Genomic DNA, 20526 nt, shown 5'->3' with positions numbered 1-20526 from the left:
GCCGCTCGGGTGTGGGTTTCGAATAGGCGGGTATACACCGGCGAATCTTTCGTAGAGTCGGTCTTTCGATTTGCCGAGCAAGGATCGTCGATGGTCAACCAGCGCAGCACACCGAGCCGGCGCACTTCGTCCGAACTTCCGGCGACCCGCCAGGAATATCTGTCGACATGGTCGGGTCTGCACAGCAACATCGATCCATCGTCGTCGGTGCTCGTGTCGACGTGGCTTCGTCTGGTGTACTTCCTGAGCGCCCCGCTCGTGCGCGCATCCGTCTCGGCCCACGTCGTCACCGTCGCCGCGGTGGTTGCGGCTGCAGGCTCGGTGGCGTTGTCCCGGCCGGGCACCTCGCTGCCCCTCCTGGCGGCGGTGCTCATCGTGTTCTCCGGGCTGCTCGACGGTATCGACGGCGGCGTGGCCATGATCGGCCGTTCCCAATCGCAGTGGGGCTATCTACTGGACACGGTGTCGGATCGGTGCAGCGATCTGCTGTTCCTCGCGGGCAGTCTCGCGCTGGGCGCTCCGATGCCCATCGTCGTTGCCGTCGGTGTGACGACATTGCTGCACGAGACGGCCCGCGCGCGTGCCGTCGGAGCCGGGATCTCCGACGTCGGCTTTCTGACGGTGTGGGAGCGGCCGTCCCGAGTCGTTGCCGCCGTCGTGACCGCGACCGTTGCGGGCGCGGGCCCCGGTAGCGCTCAGACGTCCGCGACGATCGGAATATCGGTGACGTGTGGTCTGGCAGTTCTCGGGTTCACCCAGCTGATGTTCGGGCTGTACCGACGGGCCGATCGAACTCGGCGGTGATCAGCCAGCCGGCGAGCGCCAGCACGTGAAAGACGAACATCCACAGCATGATTGCCACACCGCCGCCGATGTCGGTGAGACCGCCGAACGGTGCACCGAGGTCGACCGGAATGGCCAGGAACAGGATGAAGCCGTGCACGAATCCGGTGACGATCGACGACGTGACCAAGGAGCCGGCCACGAGTGCCCGCCACCCCACCGCCCGCGGCGCGATGACCCGGTAGGTCCAGGCGAGCGGAACGGCCAGGATCAGCCACAGGCAGTTGAACCCCAGAAATATTCGTAGAGCCAGCGCACCGGCACCTCCGCCGCCCGTGGTCGCCTGCAGGACGCGTGCGACGGTCAGCACCCCGATGAGCAGCACCGGGGCGGCGACGAAGAAGGGAACCATGGCAGCTCTGCCTCGCCACCCGGTGAACGTTTCACGGGTCGGGGCGAAACGCACGATCGCCCTCCGCAGACCCTCTCCGTAGAACAATGCGGGGAATATCGAGATCACGACCCCCAGCGGTCCCAGGTGTATTCCGGCATCGGCCAGACCGTCGAGCGCCGCGCGGGCACCCAACGCATCGGGCAGTAACGCAGACATGGCGTCGAATCCGCCTTGTACCCACTGCGCCGACACCAACAACACGGTCGCCCGGATCGTCAGAAGCAACAGTGGGACGACGGCGATCACCGCGTAGAACGTCAGTCCGCCCGCGATCAGCGTGGTGTCCTCACGCGCGAAGCCGGCTTTGATCGCCTGCACTCCGCGAACCGCCCGAACGCGAACGGATGTCATCGCGCGCGTTCGGAGCGGGTCCGCCGAACGATCGAGCGGTTATTCAAGGGTGACGTCCACGGCGTCGATCACTTTGAGGAACGGGCAGATCGACGTGGCCTGCGCGAGTACGGCCTCCGGGTTGTCGGTGCCCGGTAGCGACACCGACAGTGCGAATTTCGCGTCGTAACCGGATGCGTCGGAATCGGTCAGCACGACGGTGCCCTTGACCGCGAGTTCGTCGACACTGCCGCCGACGGTCCCCAGTGCGATTCGCAGTGACTCCACCAAGCAACTCGACAGCGCTGCGGCCATCAACTGCTCGGGGTTGGTGGCCTCGCCCGGGCCACCGAGTTCGGCCGGTTCTCGCACACTCAACGACAGCACTCCGTCGTCGGAGGTCACGCCGGTCGCAGTTGCAGAGACGGTTGCTGTGTACAGCTCGGTAGTCATCGGTGTCGGATGTCCATTCCGCTGCCGATCGAAACCGTCGAATCCCGCCGACACGAGTAGCGGTTCGGACGTGTCGCTGTTCACACCTGCGGTACAGCCGTTTGGCAAAACTTACCGGCGGGTAACACCCGAACAGGGCCGAGCATCACGCTGTGACCCACAGGCATCGGCCGGATCAATGTACCCACCCACCGAAAGGGGAGCACCATGAGCACATCGACTTTGATCGCTCAGTTGCGGATTGCACTGCAGCTGACACACACCGAAATTCAGGTCGCGGAAACCCGCGTCGTGCAGGCGCGCACCGAAGCGGTTCGTCGGGAACTGACGCAGAACGCCGCCAACGGACGTGACCGCGCCGCCGCCATCGAGGAAGCACTGCGCAATCTCGGCGGGCTACCCGAGGTAGTTGCACCGTTCATCGGGCGCACGTTCGCAGCGGTGAAGGCAGTCGCCGAGCAGGCGCAGCCGTTCGACGAGGCACTGCTGGGCGATCTCGCCCTCGAGCAGCAACTGTTGGGTCGAGCCAAGTACATCAAGGCTCTGGCGACAGCAGCCGAGGAACCGTCCGTCGTGGCACTGGCCGGCCGCTTGGCCACCGCGCACGCCGCCACGGTCGACTGGCTCGAGACCGTCCTCGCCGAAGACGCCCTGGGTGGACCCGCCGCACTGCGCCGGACGCCTTTCCAGGCAGCTGCCGGCACCGCAGTCAAGATCGTCAACGCACCGGCCAACTGGTCGGCCCGCGGTCTCGACCGCGCACTGGACGCCGCTCGCGCCACCCCGGATCGACTGAGCGCTCTGCTGGGCCGCGGTGCACACGCAGGCGACGTCGCCGTCAGAACGTTGACCGCCAGCCGCGATGCAGCACTCGAAGCCGCCGAGGATGTCACCCGTAGCGAAGGTGTCGATTCTGTCGCCGACGCCATTCACACCGCTCGGTCCGCCGGTGGAACTCTCGGTGCCGACGAGCTTCCCGTAGCCGACTACGACGACCTCAACGTCTCGGACGCGGTGGCCGCCATCAAGGAACTGACCACACCCGCCGACGTACGCACTGTCGTGGCGTACGAAGAGGCACACAAGAACCGCCACGGAGTCGTGTCCGCAGGACAGACTCGCCTGGCAGCAATCGCCAAGGACGTTATCTCCGTCGACTGACGACGATCGATCGGTCCTTCTGCGAATACCGATGCGGCCCGTGAAGTTCCGGGCCGCATCGCTGTATTCGAAAGGTTCAGGGCTTCAACAGAACCTTGATCGCACCGTCCTGCTTCTTCTGGAAGATGTCGTACGCATGCGGCGCTTCTTCGAGCGAAAGCTCGTGAGTGGCGAACGAATCGACGCCCAACGGATCGTCGTCGCCGAGAAGCGGCATGATGTCGTCGACCCATCGCTTGACGTTCGCCTGGCCCATCCGCAGCTGAATTTGCTTGTCGAACAAGGTCATCAACGGTAGCGGATCGGCCATACCTCCGTACACACCGATGATCGAGATGGTTCCGCCGCGTCGAACGATGTCGATTGCCGAGTACAGCGCACCCAGCCGGTCCACGCCGGCCTTCTGCATCATCGGTGCGGCCACGGCGTCGGGCAGCATTCCGACGATCTGCTGGGCCAGCTTGCCGACCGGTGAGCCGTGCGCCTCCATTCCGACGGCATCGATCACCGCGTCTGTTCCTCGGCCGTCGGTCATGTCACGAATGACGTCGCCGACGCCCCCGCTGTGTTCGGCCAGATTCACCGTTTCGATTCCCCGTGCCGCAGCTCGCGCCAGGCGCTCGGGTACGAGGTCGACAGCAATGACCCGAGCACCCTTGTGCTGGGCGATGCGGGCGGCCATGTCTCCGATGGGACCGAGTCCGAGCACCGTCACCGACCCGCCTGCAGGTATCGACGCGTACTCCACCGACTGCCACGCGGTAGGCAATACGTCGGAGAGGTAGACGAATCGCGAATCGGGTCCGGCCTCGGGGACCTTGATGTGCGTGAACTGCGCCTGCGGAACACGGAGGTACTCCGCTTGCCCACCGGGCACTTGGCCGTACAGCTTGGAGAAGCCGAACAACGCGGCACCCATGCCCTGCTCACGAACCTGGGTGGTCTCGCACTGGGTGTACAGACTCGAATTGCACATGTAGCAATGTCCACACGAAATCTGGAACGGGATGACCACACGGTCTCCGACGGCGAGATCGCCTGTCTCCGAACCGACTTCCTCCACGATGCCCATGGGCTCGTGACCCAGAATATCGCCCTGGTCCATGAAGGCACCGAGCGTCTCGTACAGGTGTAGGTCCGATCCGCAGATATTGGTGGTCGTGATCTTCACAATTGCGTCCGTCGGCGCTTCGATGCGGGGATCGGGCACCGAATCGACGCTGACGTTCCTCTTGCCCTGCCATGTCACTGCGCGCATGGAGGCTCCTCTCTGTTACTCGACCCCGAAACTCGGAATCGCACGAAGCGGATTACCTGCTTCGTATGCGTGCAAACGCATCGGACCCACACGATTGACCGTGACCGGCAGCGGGTAGGCGTGAACAATGAGTGTTGTGACCCCTTCCATCGCCCCCACCCTCGTGTCGCCTCGGTTGCCGGTGCCGTGTGGTCCACTCTCGGACGCCGTGATCCGGTATCTCTCCACCGGCGGCGGTGCCGCACTGCCCAGCGCGTCGGATGCCGATCCGACGTCGCGTGACATGCAACTGGCGTTGCTCGTCAGCTACGAACTGCACTACCGCGGGTTCGAGGGCGTGGACGACGAACTGGAGTGGGATCCAGCACTGCTGCAGTTCAGAGCAGCACTCGAATCCGCGTTTCTGAACTACGTGCGCTCGAATGTCGAACCCGGCGACGACGTCGTCGCCGAAATGAAGCGACTGTCGGTCGAGGCGTCGTCCGGTACCGGCCCGTCGTGGTTCCTGCGGGACGAAGGATCGTGGGAGCAGATGCGCGAGTACTTCGTACATCGGTCCATCTACCACCTCAAGGAAGCGGATCCCCATGCGTGGGCGATCCCGAGGCTGGTCGGCCAGGTCAAGGCCTCGTATGTCGCCGTCGAATTCGACGAGTACGGCGGTGGCAGGGGTGAGCGTGTCCACCAGCATCTGTGGGCCGAATCCATGACGGCAGCAGACCTCGATGCGTCCTACCTCGGGTACGTGGATCGCGTCCCCGCCCAGACACTCGCGTGGGTCAACCTCATGTCGTTGTTCGGATTGCACCGTAGCCGCCGAGGTGCCACCGTGGGCCATTTCGCCGCCACGGAGATCACGTCCTCGCCGGGTTCACAGCGGTTCGTGCAGGGCCTTCGCAGGCTGTCAGCGCCGGCTGCATGCATCGCGTTCTACGCGGAGCACGTCGAGGCCGACGCCGTCCACGAGCAGGTCCTGCGCCACGACGTGGTGGAGAACCTGATCGGACAGGAACCGCACATCGAAGCCGACATCGTCTTCGGCATGCGCGCACTGGATTTCGTCGAGAACGCGCTCGCGGACCACCTGATGCAGCGGTGGTCCGCCGGTCAGTCGTCGCTGGACTGACTCGCTCGTCGCTTCGCGCGATGGCTCGTGTCGCACAGTGGGTACGTCTTGCTGCGCTTGCACGTGCACAGCGCGACGACGAAACGATTTGAGGTGACGACGGAGCCGTCGTCGAGTTCGATCTCGACCGGCCCGTCGATCAGTATCGGTCCGCCCCGGACCAGTCTCACCCGAGTGCGCGCAGGTGCAGCGTCACCACCCGTCGGCTCATCGCTTGTCGCCACGCAACACCACCAATTCTTCCGTTCTGCGGCCCGATTCGAGCACGCCCTTGGCCTCGAGCCACTCGGCACGAGCCGTCATGACGGGCCCGAAGTCGATTGTGCGGCACGCCGCCTCCGATGCACCGAAACCGTGAGTATTCAGCATCTCCCGTGTTCGCTGCGGACCCGAGAATTCCGAGTGGACCACCAGCAGCACACCACCGGGTGCCAGCAGTTCCGCGCCTCGCGTGCACAGAGGGTCGAGCACCACTCGCCCGTCCTCACCCGCATCCCAGGCGCGGTGCAAACCCATGCCGGTGGGCGCGGTCTCCGACGGAACGTACGGAGGGTTGCACAGCAGAATGTCGAACGGCTCCAGCTCGGCTGCCTCCGAGAACGACCCCAGCCGCACATCCACATCGACTCCGACCGACCGGGCATTGCGCTGCGCACAGGCAACCGCACGCGGAGAGATATCGAAGGCCACCACCTCGCGGGCACCGAGCAGTGCTGCGGTGATGGCTACTGCGCCGCTACCGGTACACATGTCGAGTACACGGGCTCCGGGCACGAGCCCCGAATCTGCGGCGACGTCGCACAGCAGAAGTGAATCCTCCTGAGGCTCGTACACTCCGGGATCGGCGTGCACTCGTGCCAGCGAACGGACGGAATCGAATTCGGCTGTCGTCATGGACATTCCTCCCAGCGTGGATTGTCGGATTCGTATTCCCGCGTCCAAGCCCCGCAAACCGGTTGTTCGGAACAGGCTTACCGACACGCACTTCGGGGTAGTGCTAGGACGTGTGTGGTTGAGGAGCAGCCCGCAGTCTCGGCAGTCGACTGCCGCACTCCCCCTGCACGGGTTCAGGAGTTCGGCTCCAGAGGAGTTGTCCATGATCGTCGTTCCGTCCATTCGAACTCCGCTCGCCGGTGTGGTTCCATCGCTCTCCACCGCCGACGGCCGTGCCTCGAGTACCCGTTCCTCGCTCCCGGAGGCCGAGATGACGGTGTCGGTCGACGAGAGCGCAGGCGACGACATCGAGGTGCGCATTGCCGGCATCATCACCGACGTGGACGTTCCGGTGCTGGCAGAGACGTTGGGGGAAGCCGCCGAGCGCGGCCGGGCTCTGATTCTCGATCTGTCTCGCGTCACGTTCGTCGCGGCGGGAGTTCGCTCCGTGCTCGACGCCACCGCTATTCGCCAGGGTCGCTGGCAGCAGAAACTCTCCGTCGTGCTTCCCGACGGCGCAGACCTGAACGGCGTCTCGGACCGCGTGTTCGTCTACCGCACGCTCGCCGAAGCCCGCACCGAAACCGATGCCCGCACCGACGTCACAGCGCAGGCGGCCGATTCACGGTGAGCCGCACCATGTACGACGTGCTGATCATCGGTGGAGGCAATGCCGGGATCAGCGCGGCCGCACGACTGCTGAAGAAGGGCGTGTCCGACGTCGCCGTGATCGAGCCCAAGCAGGTGCACACGTACAAGCCCCTGTTGTCGTACGTCGGTGCCGGTCAGGCACCGCTGACCGAGGCCGAACGGACCCAACGCTCGGTGACCCCCGAGGGCTGTGTGTGGCTCGAAGATTCGGTCGTGTCGGTGGATCCGGCAGAACGATCGGTTCGCTGCGCGTCGGGAATGGAGTACGGCTACCGCGATCTCGTGCTGGGGCAAGGCCTGATCGCCGACGAAGCCGCTCTGCCGGGTGTGCATGCGGCACTTCGTTTTCCCGATGTCGCCAGCAACTACCTCGACCGGGCCGAGCGCACATGGCGGCTGGTCCGTGACCTGCCTGCACACAGTCATGCCGTGTTCACCGTGCCGCGCCCGCCCGTCGGGTGTACCGGGACCACCGTCAAGCCACTGTTTCTCGCGGCGGCCCACTGGAAGCGCACAGGACGACTACCGACCGTCGACATCACGTTGGTCGTCGATCGTGAGAGTCTGCTCGGTGTCCCTGACCTGGACCCCCGGCTCGCCGGCCACCTCCGAGACCTGGGTGTGCGCGTCCTGATGGATACGGCGGTCGCGGCGCTCGAGCCGGAGAGCAAGCGCATCACCGTCACCGATCACGCCGGGGTCGACGAGCGCATCGACTACGACATGCTGCACCTGGTCCCGCCGTATCGCGGACCACTGTGGGTGCAGGAGTCCGGTCTGGCAGGAGAGCAGCCGCACGGTGTCGTCGACATCGACTCCCGCACGATGCGGCACCGACGCCACCCCGAGGTGTGGGCTGCGGGCGACGGTGCAGCGATCGACACCGACTCGTCGGGTGGAGCACTACGCAAACAGATTTCGGTTCTCGTCGACAATCTCGTCGCATCCAGGAGCGGCGGAGCGATGTCGAGTTACGACGGGTACACCGTCGCACCCATCGCTGTCGAAGCACACACTCTGATTGCTGCCGAGTTCGACCGCACCGGTGCACTGGCCTCGTCGCTACCCTCGTTTCTCGATCCCCTGAAACCCAGACGGTCCGCGTGGGCGTTCGATCGATACGGCCTACCGCAGTCCTACTGGCACATGATTCTCGCCGGGAGACTGTGATACCGACCGTCTGGTTCGAGGTGTGTCAGCTGTCGCGGGAGGCGTTCATCAGCCCGTCGGGATCCTCGACGACGACGCGGTAGCCGTCGTCTTCCAGTCCGCTCACAGCCTCTCGAAGGAGGCGCTGTGCAGCGCCGTCGACGGCGCGCACTTCGGTGAAATCGACGACTATCTCCTCGCAGTCCGGGACGCCGGCAGCAAGACGGGCGACGACGGATTCCGCACCGGCGAACCTCAGCTCGCCCTGCAGTTCGACGGTCGTGACGCCGTCGGATTCGCTCAGCGTGCGAATGGCGGATTCGCCGCTGGGAGGGACGTGCATCATGTGCAGACCGAGGTCGCGTGACAGCCTCTCGAACACCGCAACCCCGCGGACGCTGTTTCCATGCTCGTTCAACCGGGGCGAGATCACGGCAACACCCACCTGACCGGGGAGCACGCCCATGATGGCTCCCGCGACTCCACTCTTGGCCGGAATGCCCACTGTCGCAATCCAACTGCCGCTGCCGTCGTACATCCCACAGGTTGCCATGACAGCGAGAACGTGACGGTTGACCGCGGGGTCGACGACCTGTCGGCCGGTGGCCGGATCGGTTCCGCCGTTCGCCATCACCGAGGCGATCACGGCCAGATCGTTGCACGTCACCGTCACCGCGCACTGGCGCGCATACCCGTCGACGACGACCGCGGGTTCCGCACCGAGGTGGCCGACCGACTTCAGCAGGTGCGCGATCGCGGTGTTTCGATCGTCGGATTCCAGTTCGGCCTCGTACACCGCCCGATCGATGTGGAGTTCACGGCCGGCCATGGCTCCGAGTAGCTCGATGAGCCGCCCCGCTCGTTCTTCGCCGTCACGGCCCGCGATCATCGAATGTACCGCCAGCGCACCGGCATTGATCAGAGGGTTGCGAGGTCGACCCGTCCGCGCTTCCAACGAGATCTCGTTGAACGAATCACCCGACGGTTCGACGTCGACGGCCTCGAGCACCGCTGCGAGCCCGTTGTCCTCGATGGCCAGCGCATAGGCCACCGCTTTGGCGATCGACTGGATGGAGAATTCGGTGTCGGTATCGCCCGCCCCGTAGTGCGACCCGCCGACGGTGGCGAGCGCAACCGCGAACGTGTCGGGATCGGCCGCCGCCAATTCCGGGTTGCCGCTCGACATTTCCCCATCGTCGAGGTGTCGGCACTCCGTCAGGACGGACTGAAGATACTCGGGCACCGGTGATCTCATCACCCCACGCTAACCGTCGGGTCTTGACACGCCGACCGTGGCACCGTTTACACTCCGGGTTCCTCAACCGTTGTGGAGCATCGCTCCGCACAGATCGGACGCGCCCGTGCGATTGCGACGCTTGACCTCCACCGATTCCGCCGACCGCCTCGCCGTCCACGTGCCCGACACGACCACGTGGATCGATCTCGAGGCTGCGGTCTCGACTCTGGGTGCCCCCGAGATCCTGCACCCGCTCACCGGGTCCATGGTTCGGTTCCTCGATGCAGGTGAACCTGCACGTGAAGCCGCAACGACGGTGGTGCGGCGGGCGGCCGACGAGGGCATCGCGACGATGGACCGACCGGCACCGACCCTTCCGGTCGTTCCGGCGTCCCTGCGCTGCTTCCTGGGTTGGGACGAGCACTGGGACCTGGCCGCACACAACCTCGTTCGGCGAAATCTACCGCGTGCCGTCCCGTTCATCCGTGGATTCGAGATGCTGACGCGTCGGACTTTCCCGGCCCTGCGTCCCGGTCCGGGGTTCGACGACCATCCGATCTACTACACCGGTAACCACCTGACCGTCGTAGCCGACGGGGCCGATGTCGACTGGCCGTCGTACAGCCGAGTTCTCGATTTCGAGCTCGAATTCGGTGCCCTCGTCACCCGACCGATCCGAGATGCGTCCGAGCGGGAGGCCGAGGCTTCGATAGGCGGTTACGTCGTCTTCGACGACATCAGCGCGCGGGACACCCAGTGGGAGGAGCAGCGCCGGACGCCGTTCGGTCCGGTCGTCAAGACCAAGACGTTCGCCAGTTCGATGGGCGCCGACATCGTCACCCCCGATGAGGTTGCGGCGCATGTAGATTCGCTGGCCGCGACCGTCCGGGTCAACGGCGAGCTCTGGTCGACCACCAGCACTGCCGGGATGCGCTATTCCATGGGTGAATCTCTGGCATATGCGAGTCGCGGTGAGAGCATCCACCCCGGCGAGCTCCTGACGTCGGGCACGCTGCCTCGCGGTTGCGGGCTCGAACTCGACCGGTGGATCGCTCCGGGCGACCGCGTCGAACTCGATATCGAACGAATCGGCTCCGTCACCAACACCATCGGTGCTCGCTGAGTCCTATCGGATTCCGCGCTCGGTGTCCGACTTGTCGGTCGACGCGTCCTGGAACATCTCGAGGAACGACCCGAAACCGGATGCACCCTGACGTGTTTCGTCTCTGTTGTTGTCCGCAGAGCCTGCGGATACGTCCTGTTGTGTCATGCAACCAGCATGACAATCGGACATTGCGACAAATCCAGGTGCAAAGTCACGAATCGGCATCGAAAGATAACAGCCCGGTAACGACGAACTCGAAGCTGTGGATGGATCCAGCTCGTTTTCCATCCACAACTTCGAGTTCGGGTGGCGCATCAGCGCCGGTGAGTACTAGGCGAGCTCGAAGCGATCGAGCATCATGACCTTGTCCCAGGCTGCGACGAAGTCCCGGACGAACTTCTCCTTGGCGTCATCGCAAGCGTAAACCTCTGCGAGAGCGCGCAATTCGGAGTTCGAGCCGAAGACCAGATCGTTACGTGTTCCGGTCCACTTCTTCTCGCCGGTAGCGGCGTCCTTGGCCTCGTAGATGCCGTCCTCCGCGGTGGGAACCCATTCGGTGCCCATGTCGAGGAGGTTGACGAAGAAGTCGTTGGTGAGCGTGCCGACCTTGTCGGTGAGGACGCCGTGCGTCGACCCCTTGTAGTTCGCGCCGAGTACACGCAGACCGCCGACCAGCACGGTCATCTCCGGTGCACTGAGCGAGAGCAGGTTGGCCCGATCGACCAGGTTGAACTCGGCGGGCAGCTTCTGGCCCTTGCCCAGGAAGTTGCGGAAGCCGTCCACCTTGGGCTCGAGATCGGAGAACGAGTCGACGTCCGTCTTCTCCTGCGTCGCATCCATGCGGCCCGGAGTGAACGGAACCGTGATGTCGACGCCTGCATTCTTGGCGGCCTGCTCGACGGCTGCGACACCGCCGAGGACGACGAGGTCCGCGAACGACACCGTTCCGGAGAACGACTGCTGAATGCCTTCGAGAACGCGGATGACCTGTGCGATCTCGTCGGGCTCGTTGACCTCCCAGCCGGCCTGCGGCTGCAGGCGCAGACGGCCACCGTTGGCACCGCCGCGCTTGTCGCTGACGCGGAACGACGATGCCGCCGCCCACGCAGCCGAGATCAGCTGATCCTGGCTCAGTTCGGAACCGAGGATGGTCTGCTTGAGCTCGGCGATCTGCGCGTCACCGATCAGCTCGTGATCGACGGCCGGAATCGGGTCCTGCCAGAGCAGGGGCTCCGCCGGAACCTCGGGGCCGAGGTAACGCGAGACCGGTCCCATGTCGCGGTGGGTGAGCTTGAACCACGCCTTCTGGAACTCTTCTGCGAGCTCCTCGGGATGATCGAGCCAACGACGGGTGATCTGCTCGTAGATCGGATCGACGCGCATCGCGATGTCGGAGGTCAGCATCGATGGGTGGCGACGCTTGGACGGATCCGCCGGGTCGGGAACGAGATCCGCGCCTTCTCCGTTCTTCGGACGCCACTGGTGTGCGCCGCCCGGGCTCTTGTAGAGCTCCCACTCGAAGCCGTAGAGGGTCTCGAGGAACGAGTTGTCCCACTGGGTCGGCGTCGGAGTCCAGATGACCTCGAGTCCGCTGGTGATCGCGTCGGCGCCCGAGCCGGTGCCGAAGCTGTTCTTCCAGCCCAGGCCCATCTGCTCGATGGGCGCGCCCTCGGGCTCCGGTCCGATGTGGGCATCGGGGTCGGCTGCGCCGTGGGTCTTGCCGAAAGTGTGTCCACCGACCGCGAGTGCCGCAGTCTCGATGTCGTTCATGGCCATGCGGCCGAAGGTCTCGCGGATGTCCAGTGCGGACTGCACGGGATCCGGATTGCCGTTGGGGCCTTCGGGATTGACGTAGATCAAGCCCATCTGCACTGCGGCCAGCGGGTTCTCGAGGCTCGTGCGGTCACCGTGGTAGCGCTCGTCGCCCAACCAGGTCTGCTCGGGGCCCCAGTAGACGTCCTCGTCCGGCTCCCAGGCGTCGACGCGTCCGCCGGCGTAGCCGTAGGTCGGCAGGCCCATGGACTCGATAGCGACGTTGCCGGTGAGCACGATGAGGTCGGCCCAGGACAGTTTGCGGCCGTACTTCTGCTTGACCGGCCAGATGAGACGGCGGGCCTTGTCCAGGCTCGCGTTGTCGGGCCAGCTGTTGAGGGGAGCGAATCGCTGCATGCCGGCTCCAGCACCGCCGCGACCGTCCTGCTTGCGGTAGGTTCCGGCCGCGTGCCACGCCATGCGGATGAAGAACGGACCGTAGTGCCCGAAGTCCGCGGGCCACCACGGCTGCGAGTTCGTCATCACGGCTTCGATGTCACGCTTGACCTCGGCGAGATCGAGAGAATTGAACTCGGCGGCGTAGTCGTAATCCGCACCCATCGGATCGCCCACGGCCGGGTTCTTCTTGAGGATCTTGAGATTGAGCGCCTTGGGCCACCACTCGCGGTTGCCGCCGCCTTCGACAGGCGTGGGCATCGCGTCGTGCATGACCGGACACTTGCCACCGCTCTCCTGCGGCTGATCCTCGTTCATCTCTTTTTCGCGTGTTACGTGATCTTCAGACACGTGCTTCCTTCCAAGGTGTGACGATCGGGCTGTGATCGGTGGTCACGAACTCTGCTGTGTTCGAGACCGGGGAGGGAACTGAACGGGAACTGCCGGCTGCTCGCGAGCAGCCGAACACTGTGCGCAGAAGCCCCAGTAGATGACCTCTGCCTCGTCGATCGTGAAACCGACGGAGTCCGATGCGGTGAGACACGGCGTCTCGCCCACCGCGCAATCCACGTCTGCGATCACGCCGCAGTTGCGGCACACAGCGTGGTGATGGTTGTCCCCGACCCGAGATTCGTATCGAGCGGGAGATCCCGCGGGCTCGATGCGACGCACCAGGCGCGCAGCGGTCAGGGCATTGAGAACGTCGTACACCGTCTGGCGTGATACCTCGGGGAGCACCGATCGAACGAGTCCGAGAATCGTGTCGGTGTCCGCATGCGGATTGGTTTCGACGACCTCGAGCACGGTGACCCGCGGACGGGTCACGCGCAAATCGGCGGTGCGTAATTGCTCCGCATAGGGTGAGATCGGCATCACAGCGTCAGTATCCTCCGGTTTTCTGGACCAAGTCAAGTATGCAGTCGAATCCGCTGCTTGTCGACTGCAACTCGGTATCGACGGCAACCCGACACATGCCGTTCGTCCGGAGTTCGGCCGGCGGCTCAGGCCAGAGCCAGAAACAGCTTTTCGAGCTCGGCCTCGGTCATCGGTTCCCTACCGTCAGCAGCATCCCCCGTCATGCACTCCCGTAGGCCGGTTGCCACGATCTTGAACCCGGCACGGTCGAGCGCCCGCGACACGGCGGCGAGCTGGGTGACGACATCCTTGCAATCACGACCGTTCTCGATCATCCCGATGACACCCGCAAGTTGGCCGTGCGCACGCTTGAGCCGGTTGAGTACCAGTGCAATGCTGTCTTCGTCGCCGATCATGTCGATTCCTTCGATGGTGGTAGCAGTGAACTCGAGGGTACCCCCGGGGGCATCATTGCGGCGCGGTACCGGTACCGCCGAGGGCCGCGATTGCCGCCTGCAGTTTCGCCGTGGCCTCGGCGGCGACCGCACCCAACCGCGGCTCACCGGTGACCTCGACCATGATGGCCGGGTTCATGGCCTCGACGACGACGGACCGCGCCGCCGCCGGGTTCTCACGCACGACCACATTGCACGGCAACAGCAGTCCGATCTGCTTCATCACCCCCACTGCGCGGTGAGCCAGTCCCGGGTTGCACGCGCCCAGGATCACGTAGCGCTCCATGTCCTCGTCGAGCTTGGCCTTCAACGTGGCCTGCATGTCGATTTCGGTGAGAACTCCGAATCCCTGCTCCGACAACGCCTTTCTCGTGCTCTCGATCGCGTCGGCGAAATCGGTGTCGGTCAGTGTGGTGGACAGTGCGATGTTCATGATGTCTCCTCGAAAATTGTTGTGTCAGTGAGAGCAGTCGATTCAGTGTGAAAAGCGGATGGAGGGCAGGACGGCACGTAGCCATGCCGGCGACCACCACGCGCCGTGTCCGGTCAGCCGTAGCAGGACCGGAAGCAGGACGAGTCGAACGAGGAACGCGTCGAGCAGTACCGCAACACCCAGGATGATGCCCATCTCTTTCGGGGGCAACGGATCCGACAGTGCGAATGCGAAGAACACTGCCACCATCACCGCTGATGCGGCAAAGATGACTCGTCCCGAGTGGGCCAACCCGTCCACCTGGGCAACCTTGGAATCACCGGAGCGCTCGTAATGCTCCTTGGCGGTAGCCAGGAGGAACACCGTGTAGTCCATGGCGATCGCGAAGATCATCGCGAAGAAGAACACCGGACCCCAACCGTCGAGAAATCCCTGCGGCGTGAAGCCCAGCAGCGAGGATCCGTGTCCGTCCTGGAAGATCAGCTTGGCGACGCCGAACGCCGCCGCGGTGGACAGCAGGCTCACCGCGGTACCGAGCAACGCGATGAGCGGAGCCTGAAGCGCCACCAGCAGCAGCACGAATCCGAGAACCAGGATGATCCCGACGACTATCGGCAGGTAGTCGTTCAAAGCCTGCTGCAGGTCCAGGTTCTCTGCCGGTGCTCCGCCGACGAGTGCCGAATCGGGCAATGTCGATCGCAGCTCGGCGAGAATGGAGCCCATCGCTTCGTCGGACGGATCCACCGACGGAATTGCCTGCAGCAGTGCATATCCCGAATCGTCAGCCGCACTCTGCTGCGGCGTCACCATCGAGATCCCGTCGACCCGCGCAGCGACGGTTGCGGTCTCGGCAGCATCCACTTCGGGAACCACGATCTGCAGCGAACCCGGTGCGCCCGGTCCGAACCGGTCCTGAACGAGCTCGTAACCCTGCCGCACGGGGGCATCCTCGGGCACCACTGCTATCGACGGCATTGCCACCTTCAGCCCGAGCACCGGCAGGGCGAGCGCAATCAGAATCCCCACCGACACGACCGCGAACGGCCACGGGTGCTTGTGCAGCAACTCCCCCCATGCCGCGAACCTTGGGGATCGATGCACTTGACGCTTGGCGTACGGCAACGAAGCGGCGTTGACATTGGGTCCGAGTGCACCCAATGCCGCAGGCAGCAGAGTCATCGTTGCCAGCAACACGAAGGCGACAGCCAGCATGATCCCGACGGCCATCGTGCGCACCGCCGGCGCGGGGACCAGCAGCACTGCGGACAGACTCACCAGCACCGTCAGCCCGGACAACACGACGGCCTTACCTGCGGTGTCCATGGTGGCGGCGACGGCAGCCCGAGGGTCGGTGTTCCGCAGCGCGTCGCGGAATCGAGCGACGATGAACAGGGCGTAGTCGATTCCCAGCGCGAGGGCGAACATCATTGCAAAGTTCATGGCCCACACCGAGATCGGCGTGACACCGTTGAGCAGAACGAGACCACCAGCGGAGGCAACGAGCCCCGCGACGGTGAGCAGCAGCGGCAAACCGGCCGCGACGAGGGAACCGAAGGCAAGCACCATGATCGCCAAGGTGACCGGCCACGAGAACAGTTCGGCTTGGATCATGGCGTCGTGGTTCGCCTTGTTGAAGTCCGACCACAGGGCCGACGAACCGGTGGGGTACACCTCGATTCCGTCGGTCGAGAGCGCAGTCAACCGCTCCTTCACATCGTCGACGGCCTTCACCATCTCGTCGGTCGTGCCGTTCGCCCCGGCGATGACGATGCCGGTGCGGCCGTCCGGGCTGATCGTCATATTCGGTTGCGGCGCAACGACGTCTCCGAATCGGGAGTCACCGGAGAACACCTCGGTCACGTCGTCGATCACTGCCCGAACAGCGGGGTCCGTGATGGATGCTGCGTCGGAGTGAACGACCACCTGCACCGCTGCGGACGAATTGCCACCGAAGTGCTGCTGCGCCAGTTCTCGAACCTGTACGGATTCGGATCCGTTCGCCTGCCACCCGGCTCCCGCCAGATCGGTGAAGACCGAGGGCGCGAACGAACCGAGGCCGATCAGCGCGATGAGCCATACGCCGAACACCCAACGACGGTGGGTCACCATCGACGCACCCGCACGGCCGAGTAGTCCTGGCCCTCTCGCGGGCAGGTCGTCAGGTGGGCGAAGAATTTCGGCATCGCGCAGCGACATGGTTCTCCTATACGGGTGGGGGTATCGATCGAGGCGGACGAAACCCCGAGCCATCGAACGTGCCCACCATTGCACATACCCAAGGGGGTATGCAAGTACCCCTGGGGGTATCACCCCAGGGGTACTTGCATCACGTCGGCGGATCACAACCAGGACGTGTCGGTCAGCGCCGCCTGTTCCACTGCTTCTCGATGCCGCGCAGCACTTCGAGTGTCTGTTCGGAATCTGCATCGACCGCCATCCGCGACCGAGCCCGTTCGAGCGCACGTTCGGCACGTGTCACCGCGCGATACCCCGAGTCGGTGGCGTCGACCAAGTACTGCTGTCGATTTCGCGGATTGACACTGCGCACCAACAGGCCCGCGTCGACGAGACTGGCAGTTGTCGCAGTGATGCTGGTTCGGTGTCGCACCAATTCACGTGAGAGCGCGCTGTACGACAACGGCCCTCTCCGACAAACCAATTCGAGTACCTCGTACCGTGCCCAGCTCAGTCCCTGGGCATCGAGCGCCTCCGCCAACCGCACCCGGGCGGCCGAGGCCATCCGCAATACCGTGGACACGATCTCGAACTCGGTGGAATGCGCCGGAGAGGTGTCGCCGTCGAACGATTCAGCGAGGGCAGTCATCGAAAGGTACTCCCCTACTTGATTTCTGCGAGGACGGTGCCTTGTGTGATGGCGTCGCCTGCGGTGACGCTCAGGCCGGTGATGGTGCCTGCTTTGTGGGCGGTGACGGGGTTTTCCATTTTCATCGCTTCCAGGACAGCGACGAGGTCCCCGGCGGCGACTTCCTGGCCTTCGTCGACGGCGACTTTGACCACGGTGCCCTGCATCGGTGCGGTCACCGAGTCACCGGAGGCTGCGCCGGCTCCGGCACCGCCACGGGTGCGGGCCTTGGGCTTACGCCGCACCGCACCGGCGTTCCCGCCGCTGCCACCGCCGAGGGTGAGCTCGCCCGGGAGGGAGACCTCGACGCGTCGGCCCCCGACCTCGACGATGACGGACTGCCGCGGCAGGGCCTCGTCGTCGTCGATCGGTTGCCCGGCGGTGAACGGGGGAACCTGGTTGTCCCATTCGGTTTCGATCCACCGGGTGTGGACGGAGAAGGAGTCGCCGTCGCCGATGAACGCGGGATCGGAGACCACCGCCGCGTGGAACGGGATCACCGTCGCCAACCCGTCGACGGTGAATTCGGCCAACGCCCGACGGGAGCGGGCGAGGGCTTCTTCGCGGGTGGCTCCGGTGACGATGAGTTTGGCGAGCATCGAATCGAACTGGCCGCCGATCACACTGCCGGATTCGACACCGGAATCGACGCGGACTCCCGGACCGGAGGGGGCGGTGAAGGTGGTGACCGGTCCGGGGGCGGGCAGGAACCCACGCCCGGCGTCTTCACCGTTGATCCGGAACTCGAACGAATGCCCCCGCGGTTCGGGGTCTTCGGTGATCGTCAGTTCTTCGCCGTTGGCGATGCGGAACTGCTGCAGCACCAGGTCGATGCCGGAGGTTTCCTCGGTGACGGGGTGCTCGACCTGCAGCCGGGTGTTGACCTCCAGGAACGAGACCAATCCGTCTTGGCCGACGAGGTACTCGACGGTCCCGGCACCGTAGTAGCCGGCTTCGAGGCAGATGGCTTTGGCGCTGGAGTGGATTTCTTTGCGTTGGGCGTCGGTGAGGAACGGGGCGGGTGCTTCTTCGACGAGTTTCTGGAAGCGGCGTTGCAGGGAGCAGTCGCGGGTGCCGGCGACGATGACGTTGCCGTGTTGGTCGGCGATGACCTGGGCTTCGACGTGGCGTGGTTTGTCGAGGTAGCGTTCGACGAAGCATTCCCCGCGCCCGAATGCGGCGACGGCTTCGCGGGTGGCGGAGTCGAACAGTTCGGGGATTTCCTCGCGGGTGCGGGCCACTTTCATGCCGCGGCCGCCGCCACCGAACGCGGCCTTGATGGCGATGGGGAGGCCGTGTTCGTCGACGAACGCCAAAATCTCGTCGGCATCTTCGACCGGTTCGGAGGTGCCGGGGACCGAGGGGGCTTTGGCGCGGGCGGCGATGTGGCGGGCGGTGACCTTGTCGCCGAGGTCGCGGATGGACTGTGGGGACGGTCCGATCCAGATCAGGCCTGCATCGATGACGGCTTGGGCGAAGTCGGCGTTCTCGGAGAGGAATCCGTAGCCGGGGTGGATGGAGTCGGCTCCGGATTTGGCGGCGGCGTCCAAGATTTTGTCGATGACCAGGTACGACTCCGCGGAGGTTTGTCCGCCGAGTGCGAATGCTTCGTCGGCCAGGCGGACGAACGGTGCATCGGCGTCGGGTTCGGCGTACACAGCGACACTGGCCAGCCCGGCATCAGCGGCCGCCCGGATCACCCGAACCGCGATCTCACCACGATTGGCAACAAGAACCTTGGAAATCTTCTTATGGGAGGTAGAGGTGGTCATCTGTGCGAAGTCCTTCACTGGCCGAATCGGGCATTGACGAAAAGAGCTGGGGCACTGGCGAGTCCGTAACGATGCACATCTTCCGGTCGACCCCACAGATCGATCGGGGCCGGCACGTCCTCGGCCACCGACGACTGCGCGGCAGTCAGAACCGCAACGACAGCAGCGATCTCGGAGTCCGTCGGACTTCCGCGAAACGACCAACTATCCGACGCAGCAGCAGATTTCGCTTCGCTCACTGCGTCAGGACTCGCTTCGCTCACTGCGTCATGATTCGCTGCGCTCACTGAGTCATGATTCGCTTCGCTCATAGTGGGATGTTTCCGTGTTTCTTCGGGGGCAGGGTCACTTGTTTGCGTTCGAGCAGTCGCAACGCGGTCACGATCTGTCCGCGGGTGTGACTTGGCGGGATGACCGCATCGAGATACCCGCGCTCGGCAGCGACGTACGGGTTGACCAACGTGTCCTCGTACTGCTGCTGCAACGTCAGCCGCAACGCATCGACGTCCTCACCGTTCTTCGCGGCCTCGAGCAACTGCTTGCGGTAGACGAACCCGACCGCACCCGAGGCCCCCATCACCGCGATCTGCGCCGTCGGCCACGCCAAATTGACGTCGGCACCCATGTGCTTGGACCCCATCACGTCGTACGCCCCGCCATAGGCTTTACGGGTGATGACGGTGATCTTCCCGACCGTCGCCTCCCCGTAGGCGTACAACAACTTCGCCCCCCGCCGGATGATGCCGTTGTATTCCTGCCCCGTCCCGGGCAGGAACCCCGGCACATCGACCAACGTGATGATCGGAACGTTGAAACAGTCGCACGTGCGGACGAACCGGGCTGCTTTCTCCGAGGCATCGATATCCAACGTGCCCGCGAACTGGGTGGGCTGATTGGCCACGATGCCCACCGACCGGCCGTCGATCCGCCCGAACCCGACGATGATGTTGCGGGCCCGCCCCTCCTGAACTTCCAGGAATTCGTCGTCGTCGAGGATCCGGCGGATCACCTCGTGCATGTCGTACGGAGTGTTCGGCGAATCCGGAATCAACGTGTCGAGTTCGAGATCCTCCGCCGTCAGACTGTCCTCGATGGATCCGACGATCGGATCCGACGCGGCCGTCCGCGGGGCATCGGCCCGATTGTTGCTCGGGAGGTAGGACAGGAGGTCGCGGACGTAGTCGAGGGCGTCCTGCTCCCCGGACGCGACGTAGTGCGCGACCCCGGACTTCTCCATGTGGGTGTGCGCGCCACCGAGCTCTTCCATCGTCACGTTCTCCCCGGTGACGGTCTTGATGAC

At 64.7% G+C, this 20526-nt stretch carries 22 protein-coding genes; 6 read left to right on the top strand and 16 right to left on the bottom strand.

The features are described from left to right. Positions 1–90 precede the first annotated feature (90 nt). On the top strand, positions 91–804 hold the full coding sequence (locus RFA01S_RS15475; RefSeq protein ID WP_051365079.1) for a CDP-alcohol phosphatidyltransferase family protein: 714 nt from the start codon (positions 91–93) through the stop codon (positions 802–804). Here RFA01S_RS15475 and RFA01S_RS15470 read toward each other — a convergent pair. Both RFA01S_RS15470 and RFA01S_RS15465 read right to left on the bottom strand, forming a co-directional pair. Continuing rightward, positions 752–1588, bottom strand: coding sequence for a YihY/virulence factor BrkB family protein (locus RFA01S_RS15470; protein WP_052060850.1), 837 nt, complete (start codon positions 1586–1588; stop codon positions 752–754). The genes RFA01S_RS15475 and RFA01S_RS15470 overlap by 53 nt on opposite strands. Positions 1589–1627: 39 nt before the next feature. Further along, positions 1628–2020, bottom strand: a complete 393-nt coding sequence (locus RFA01S_RS15465; RefSeq protein WP_027496209.1) for an OsmC family protein — start codon at positions 2018–2020, stop codon at positions 1628–1630. A 207-nt stretch (positions 2021–2227) separates the two neighbouring features. Between RFA01S_RS15465 and RFA01S_RS15460 the strand changes: the two genes are divergently transcribed. Then, positions 2228–3181 (top strand): hypothetical protein, encoded by a 954-nt coding sequence (locus RFA01S_RS15460; RefSeq protein WP_032408064.1) that lies wholly within the window; start codon positions 2228–2230, stop codon positions 3179–3181. A gap of 76 nt (positions 3182–3257) precedes the next feature. Here the strand turns inward: RFA01S_RS15460 and RFA01S_RS15455 are convergent, their stop codons facing one another. Then, complete coding sequence (locus RFA01S_RS15455) at positions 3258–4439, bottom strand: zinc-dependent alcohol dehydrogenase (protein ID WP_032366266.1); 1182 nt, start codon at positions 4437–4439, stop codon at positions 3258–3260. Between the two features lie 127 nt (positions 4440–4566). On the opposite strand from RFA01S_RS15455, the gene RFA01S_RS15450 reads away from it, so the two are divergent. Further along, entirely contained in the window at positions 4567–5565 is a 999-nt protein-coding gene (locus RFA01S_RS15450; RefSeq protein WP_052060851.1) for an iron-containing redox enzyme family protein, read from the top strand. Here RFA01S_RS15450 and RFA01S_RS15445 read toward each other — a convergent pair. Together RFA01S_RS15445 and RFA01S_RS15440 are read right to left on the bottom strand one after the other, a co-directional pair. Next, positions 5547–5789 carry a CDGSH iron-sulfur domain-containing protein gene (locus tag RFA01S_RS15445; RefSeq protein ID WP_052060852.1) on the bottom strand — a complete coding sequence of 81 codons (243 nt, stop codon included), beginning with the start codon at positions 5787–5789 and terminating at the stop codon, positions 5547–5549. The genes RFA01S_RS15450 and RFA01S_RS15445 overlap by 19 nt on opposite strands. Beyond that, positions 5773–6459 (bottom strand): HemK2/MTQ2 family protein methyltransferase, encoded by a 687-nt coding sequence (locus RFA01S_RS15440; protein WP_094666344.1) that lies wholly within the window; start codon positions 6457–6459, stop codon positions 5773–5775. Before RFA01S_RS15440 ends, RFA01S_RS15445 begins: the two co-directional genes overlap by 17 nt. Positions 6460–6661: 202 nt before the next feature. Here RFA01S_RS15440 and RFA01S_RS15435 point away from each other — a divergent pair, with 202 nt between their 5' ends. Together RFA01S_RS15435 and RFA01S_RS15430 are read left to right on the top strand one after the other, a co-directional pair. After that, positions 6662–7129, top strand: a complete 468-nt coding sequence (locus RFA01S_RS15435) for a hypothetical protein (protein ID WP_032408065.1) — start codon at positions 6662–6664, stop codon at positions 7127–7129. Between the two features lie 8 nt (positions 7130–7137). Then, the gene (locus tag RFA01S_RS15430) at positions 7138–8319 is read left to right on the top strand and encodes an NAD(P)/FAD-dependent oxidoreductase (protein ID WP_032391156.1); all 1182 of its coding nucleotides are present in this window, start codon (positions 7138–7140) and stop codon (positions 8317–8319) included. A gap of 25 nt (positions 8320–8344) precedes the next feature. Here the strand turns inward: RFA01S_RS15430 and glsA are convergent, their stop codons facing one another. Further along, positions 8345–9553 carry a glutaminase A gene (gene glsA / locus RFA01S_RS15425; RefSeq protein WP_032408066.1) on the bottom strand — a complete coding sequence of 403 codons (1209 nt, stop codon included), beginning with the start codon at positions 9551–9553 and terminating at the stop codon, positions 8345–8347. 106 nt (positions 9554–9659) lie between these two features. Between glsA and RFA01S_RS15420 the strand changes: the two genes are divergently transcribed. Then, the gene (locus RFA01S_RS15420; protein ID WP_052060853.1) at positions 9660–10658 is read left to right on the top strand and encodes a fumarylacetoacetate hydrolase family protein; all 999 of its coding nucleotides are present in this window, start codon (positions 9660–9662) and stop codon (positions 10656–10658) included. Positions 10659–10661: 3 nt separating this feature from the next. Here the strand turns inward: RFA01S_RS15420 and RFA01S_RS27770 are convergent, their stop codons facing one another. The 10 genes from RFA01S_RS27770 to RFA01S_RS15375 form a co-directional block, all read right to left on the bottom strand. Continuing rightward, positions 10662–10805 carry a hypothetical protein gene (locus tag RFA01S_RS27770; protein WP_155288963.1) on the bottom strand — a complete coding sequence of 48 codons (144 nt, stop codon included), beginning with the start codon at positions 10803–10805 and terminating at the stop codon, positions 10662–10664. A 165-nt stretch (positions 10806–10970) separates the two neighbouring features. Next, the gene (gene katG, locus RFA01S_RS15415; protein ID WP_072692110.1) at positions 10971–13166 is read right to left on the bottom strand and encodes a catalase/peroxidase HPI; all 2196 of its coding nucleotides are present in this window, start codon (positions 13164–13166) and stop codon (positions 10971–10973) included. A gap of 75 nt (positions 13167–13241) precedes the next feature. Continuing rightward, positions 13242–13721 (bottom strand): Fur family transcriptional regulator, encoded by a 480-nt coding sequence (locus tag RFA01S_RS15410; protein WP_032366272.1) that lies wholly within the window; start codon positions 13719–13721, stop codon positions 13242–13244. Between the two features lie 128 nt (positions 13722–13849). Then, positions 13850–14119: a metal-sensitive transcriptional regulator gene (locus RFA01S_RS15405; RefSeq protein ID WP_032366273.1), complete on the bottom strand. Its 270-nt coding sequence runs from the start codon at positions 14117–14119 to the stop codon at positions 13850–13852. Positions 14120–14171: 52 nt separating this feature from the next. Further along, positions 14172–14591, bottom strand: a complete 420-nt coding sequence (locus RFA01S_RS15400) for a DUF302 domain-containing protein (protein ID WP_032383505.1) — start codon at positions 14589–14591, stop codon at positions 14172–14174. A 42-nt stretch (positions 14592–14633) separates the two neighbouring features. Beyond that, on the bottom strand, positions 14634–16787 hold the full coding sequence (locus RFA01S_RS15395) for an MMPL family transporter (RefSeq protein ID WP_032408067.1): 2154 nt from the start codon (positions 16785–16787) through the stop codon (positions 14634–14636). 163 nt (positions 16788–16950) lie between these two features. Beyond that, positions 16951–17415: a MarR family winged helix-turn-helix transcriptional regulator gene (locus tag RFA01S_RS15390; RefSeq protein WP_051365075.1), complete on the bottom strand. Its 465-nt coding sequence runs from the start codon at positions 17413–17415 to the stop codon at positions 16951–16953. A gap of 14 nt (positions 17416–17429) precedes the next feature. Beyond that, positions 17430–19226, bottom strand: coding sequence for an acetyl/propionyl/methylcrotonyl-CoA carboxylase subunit alpha (locus tag RFA01S_RS15385; RefSeq protein ID WP_072692121.1), 1797 nt, complete (start codon positions 19224–19226; stop codon positions 17430–17432). A 14-nt stretch (positions 19227–19240) separates the two neighbouring features. Further along, a complete protein-coding gene (locus tag RFA01S_RS15380; RefSeq protein ID WP_174557270.1) occupies positions 19241–19489 on the bottom strand; it encodes an acyl-CoA carboxylase epsilon subunit in 249 nt (82 codons plus the stop codon). Positions 19490–19533: 44 nt separating this feature from the next. Next, the coding region (locus RFA01S_RS15375; RefSeq protein ID WP_303741020.1) for an acyl-CoA carboxylase subunit beta at positions 19534–20526 on the bottom strand (993 nt) is incomplete at its 5' end.

Source organism: Rhodococcoides fascians NBRC 12155 = LMG 3623 (genome assembly GCF_001894785.1).
Lineage (GTDB): Bacteria > Actinomycetota > Actinomycetes > Mycobacteriales > Mycobacteriaceae > Rhodococcoides > Rhodococcoides fascians.
The sequence above is the reverse complement of the archived record's forward strand: the minus strand, read 5'-3'. Positions and strand labels throughout refer to the sequence as shown.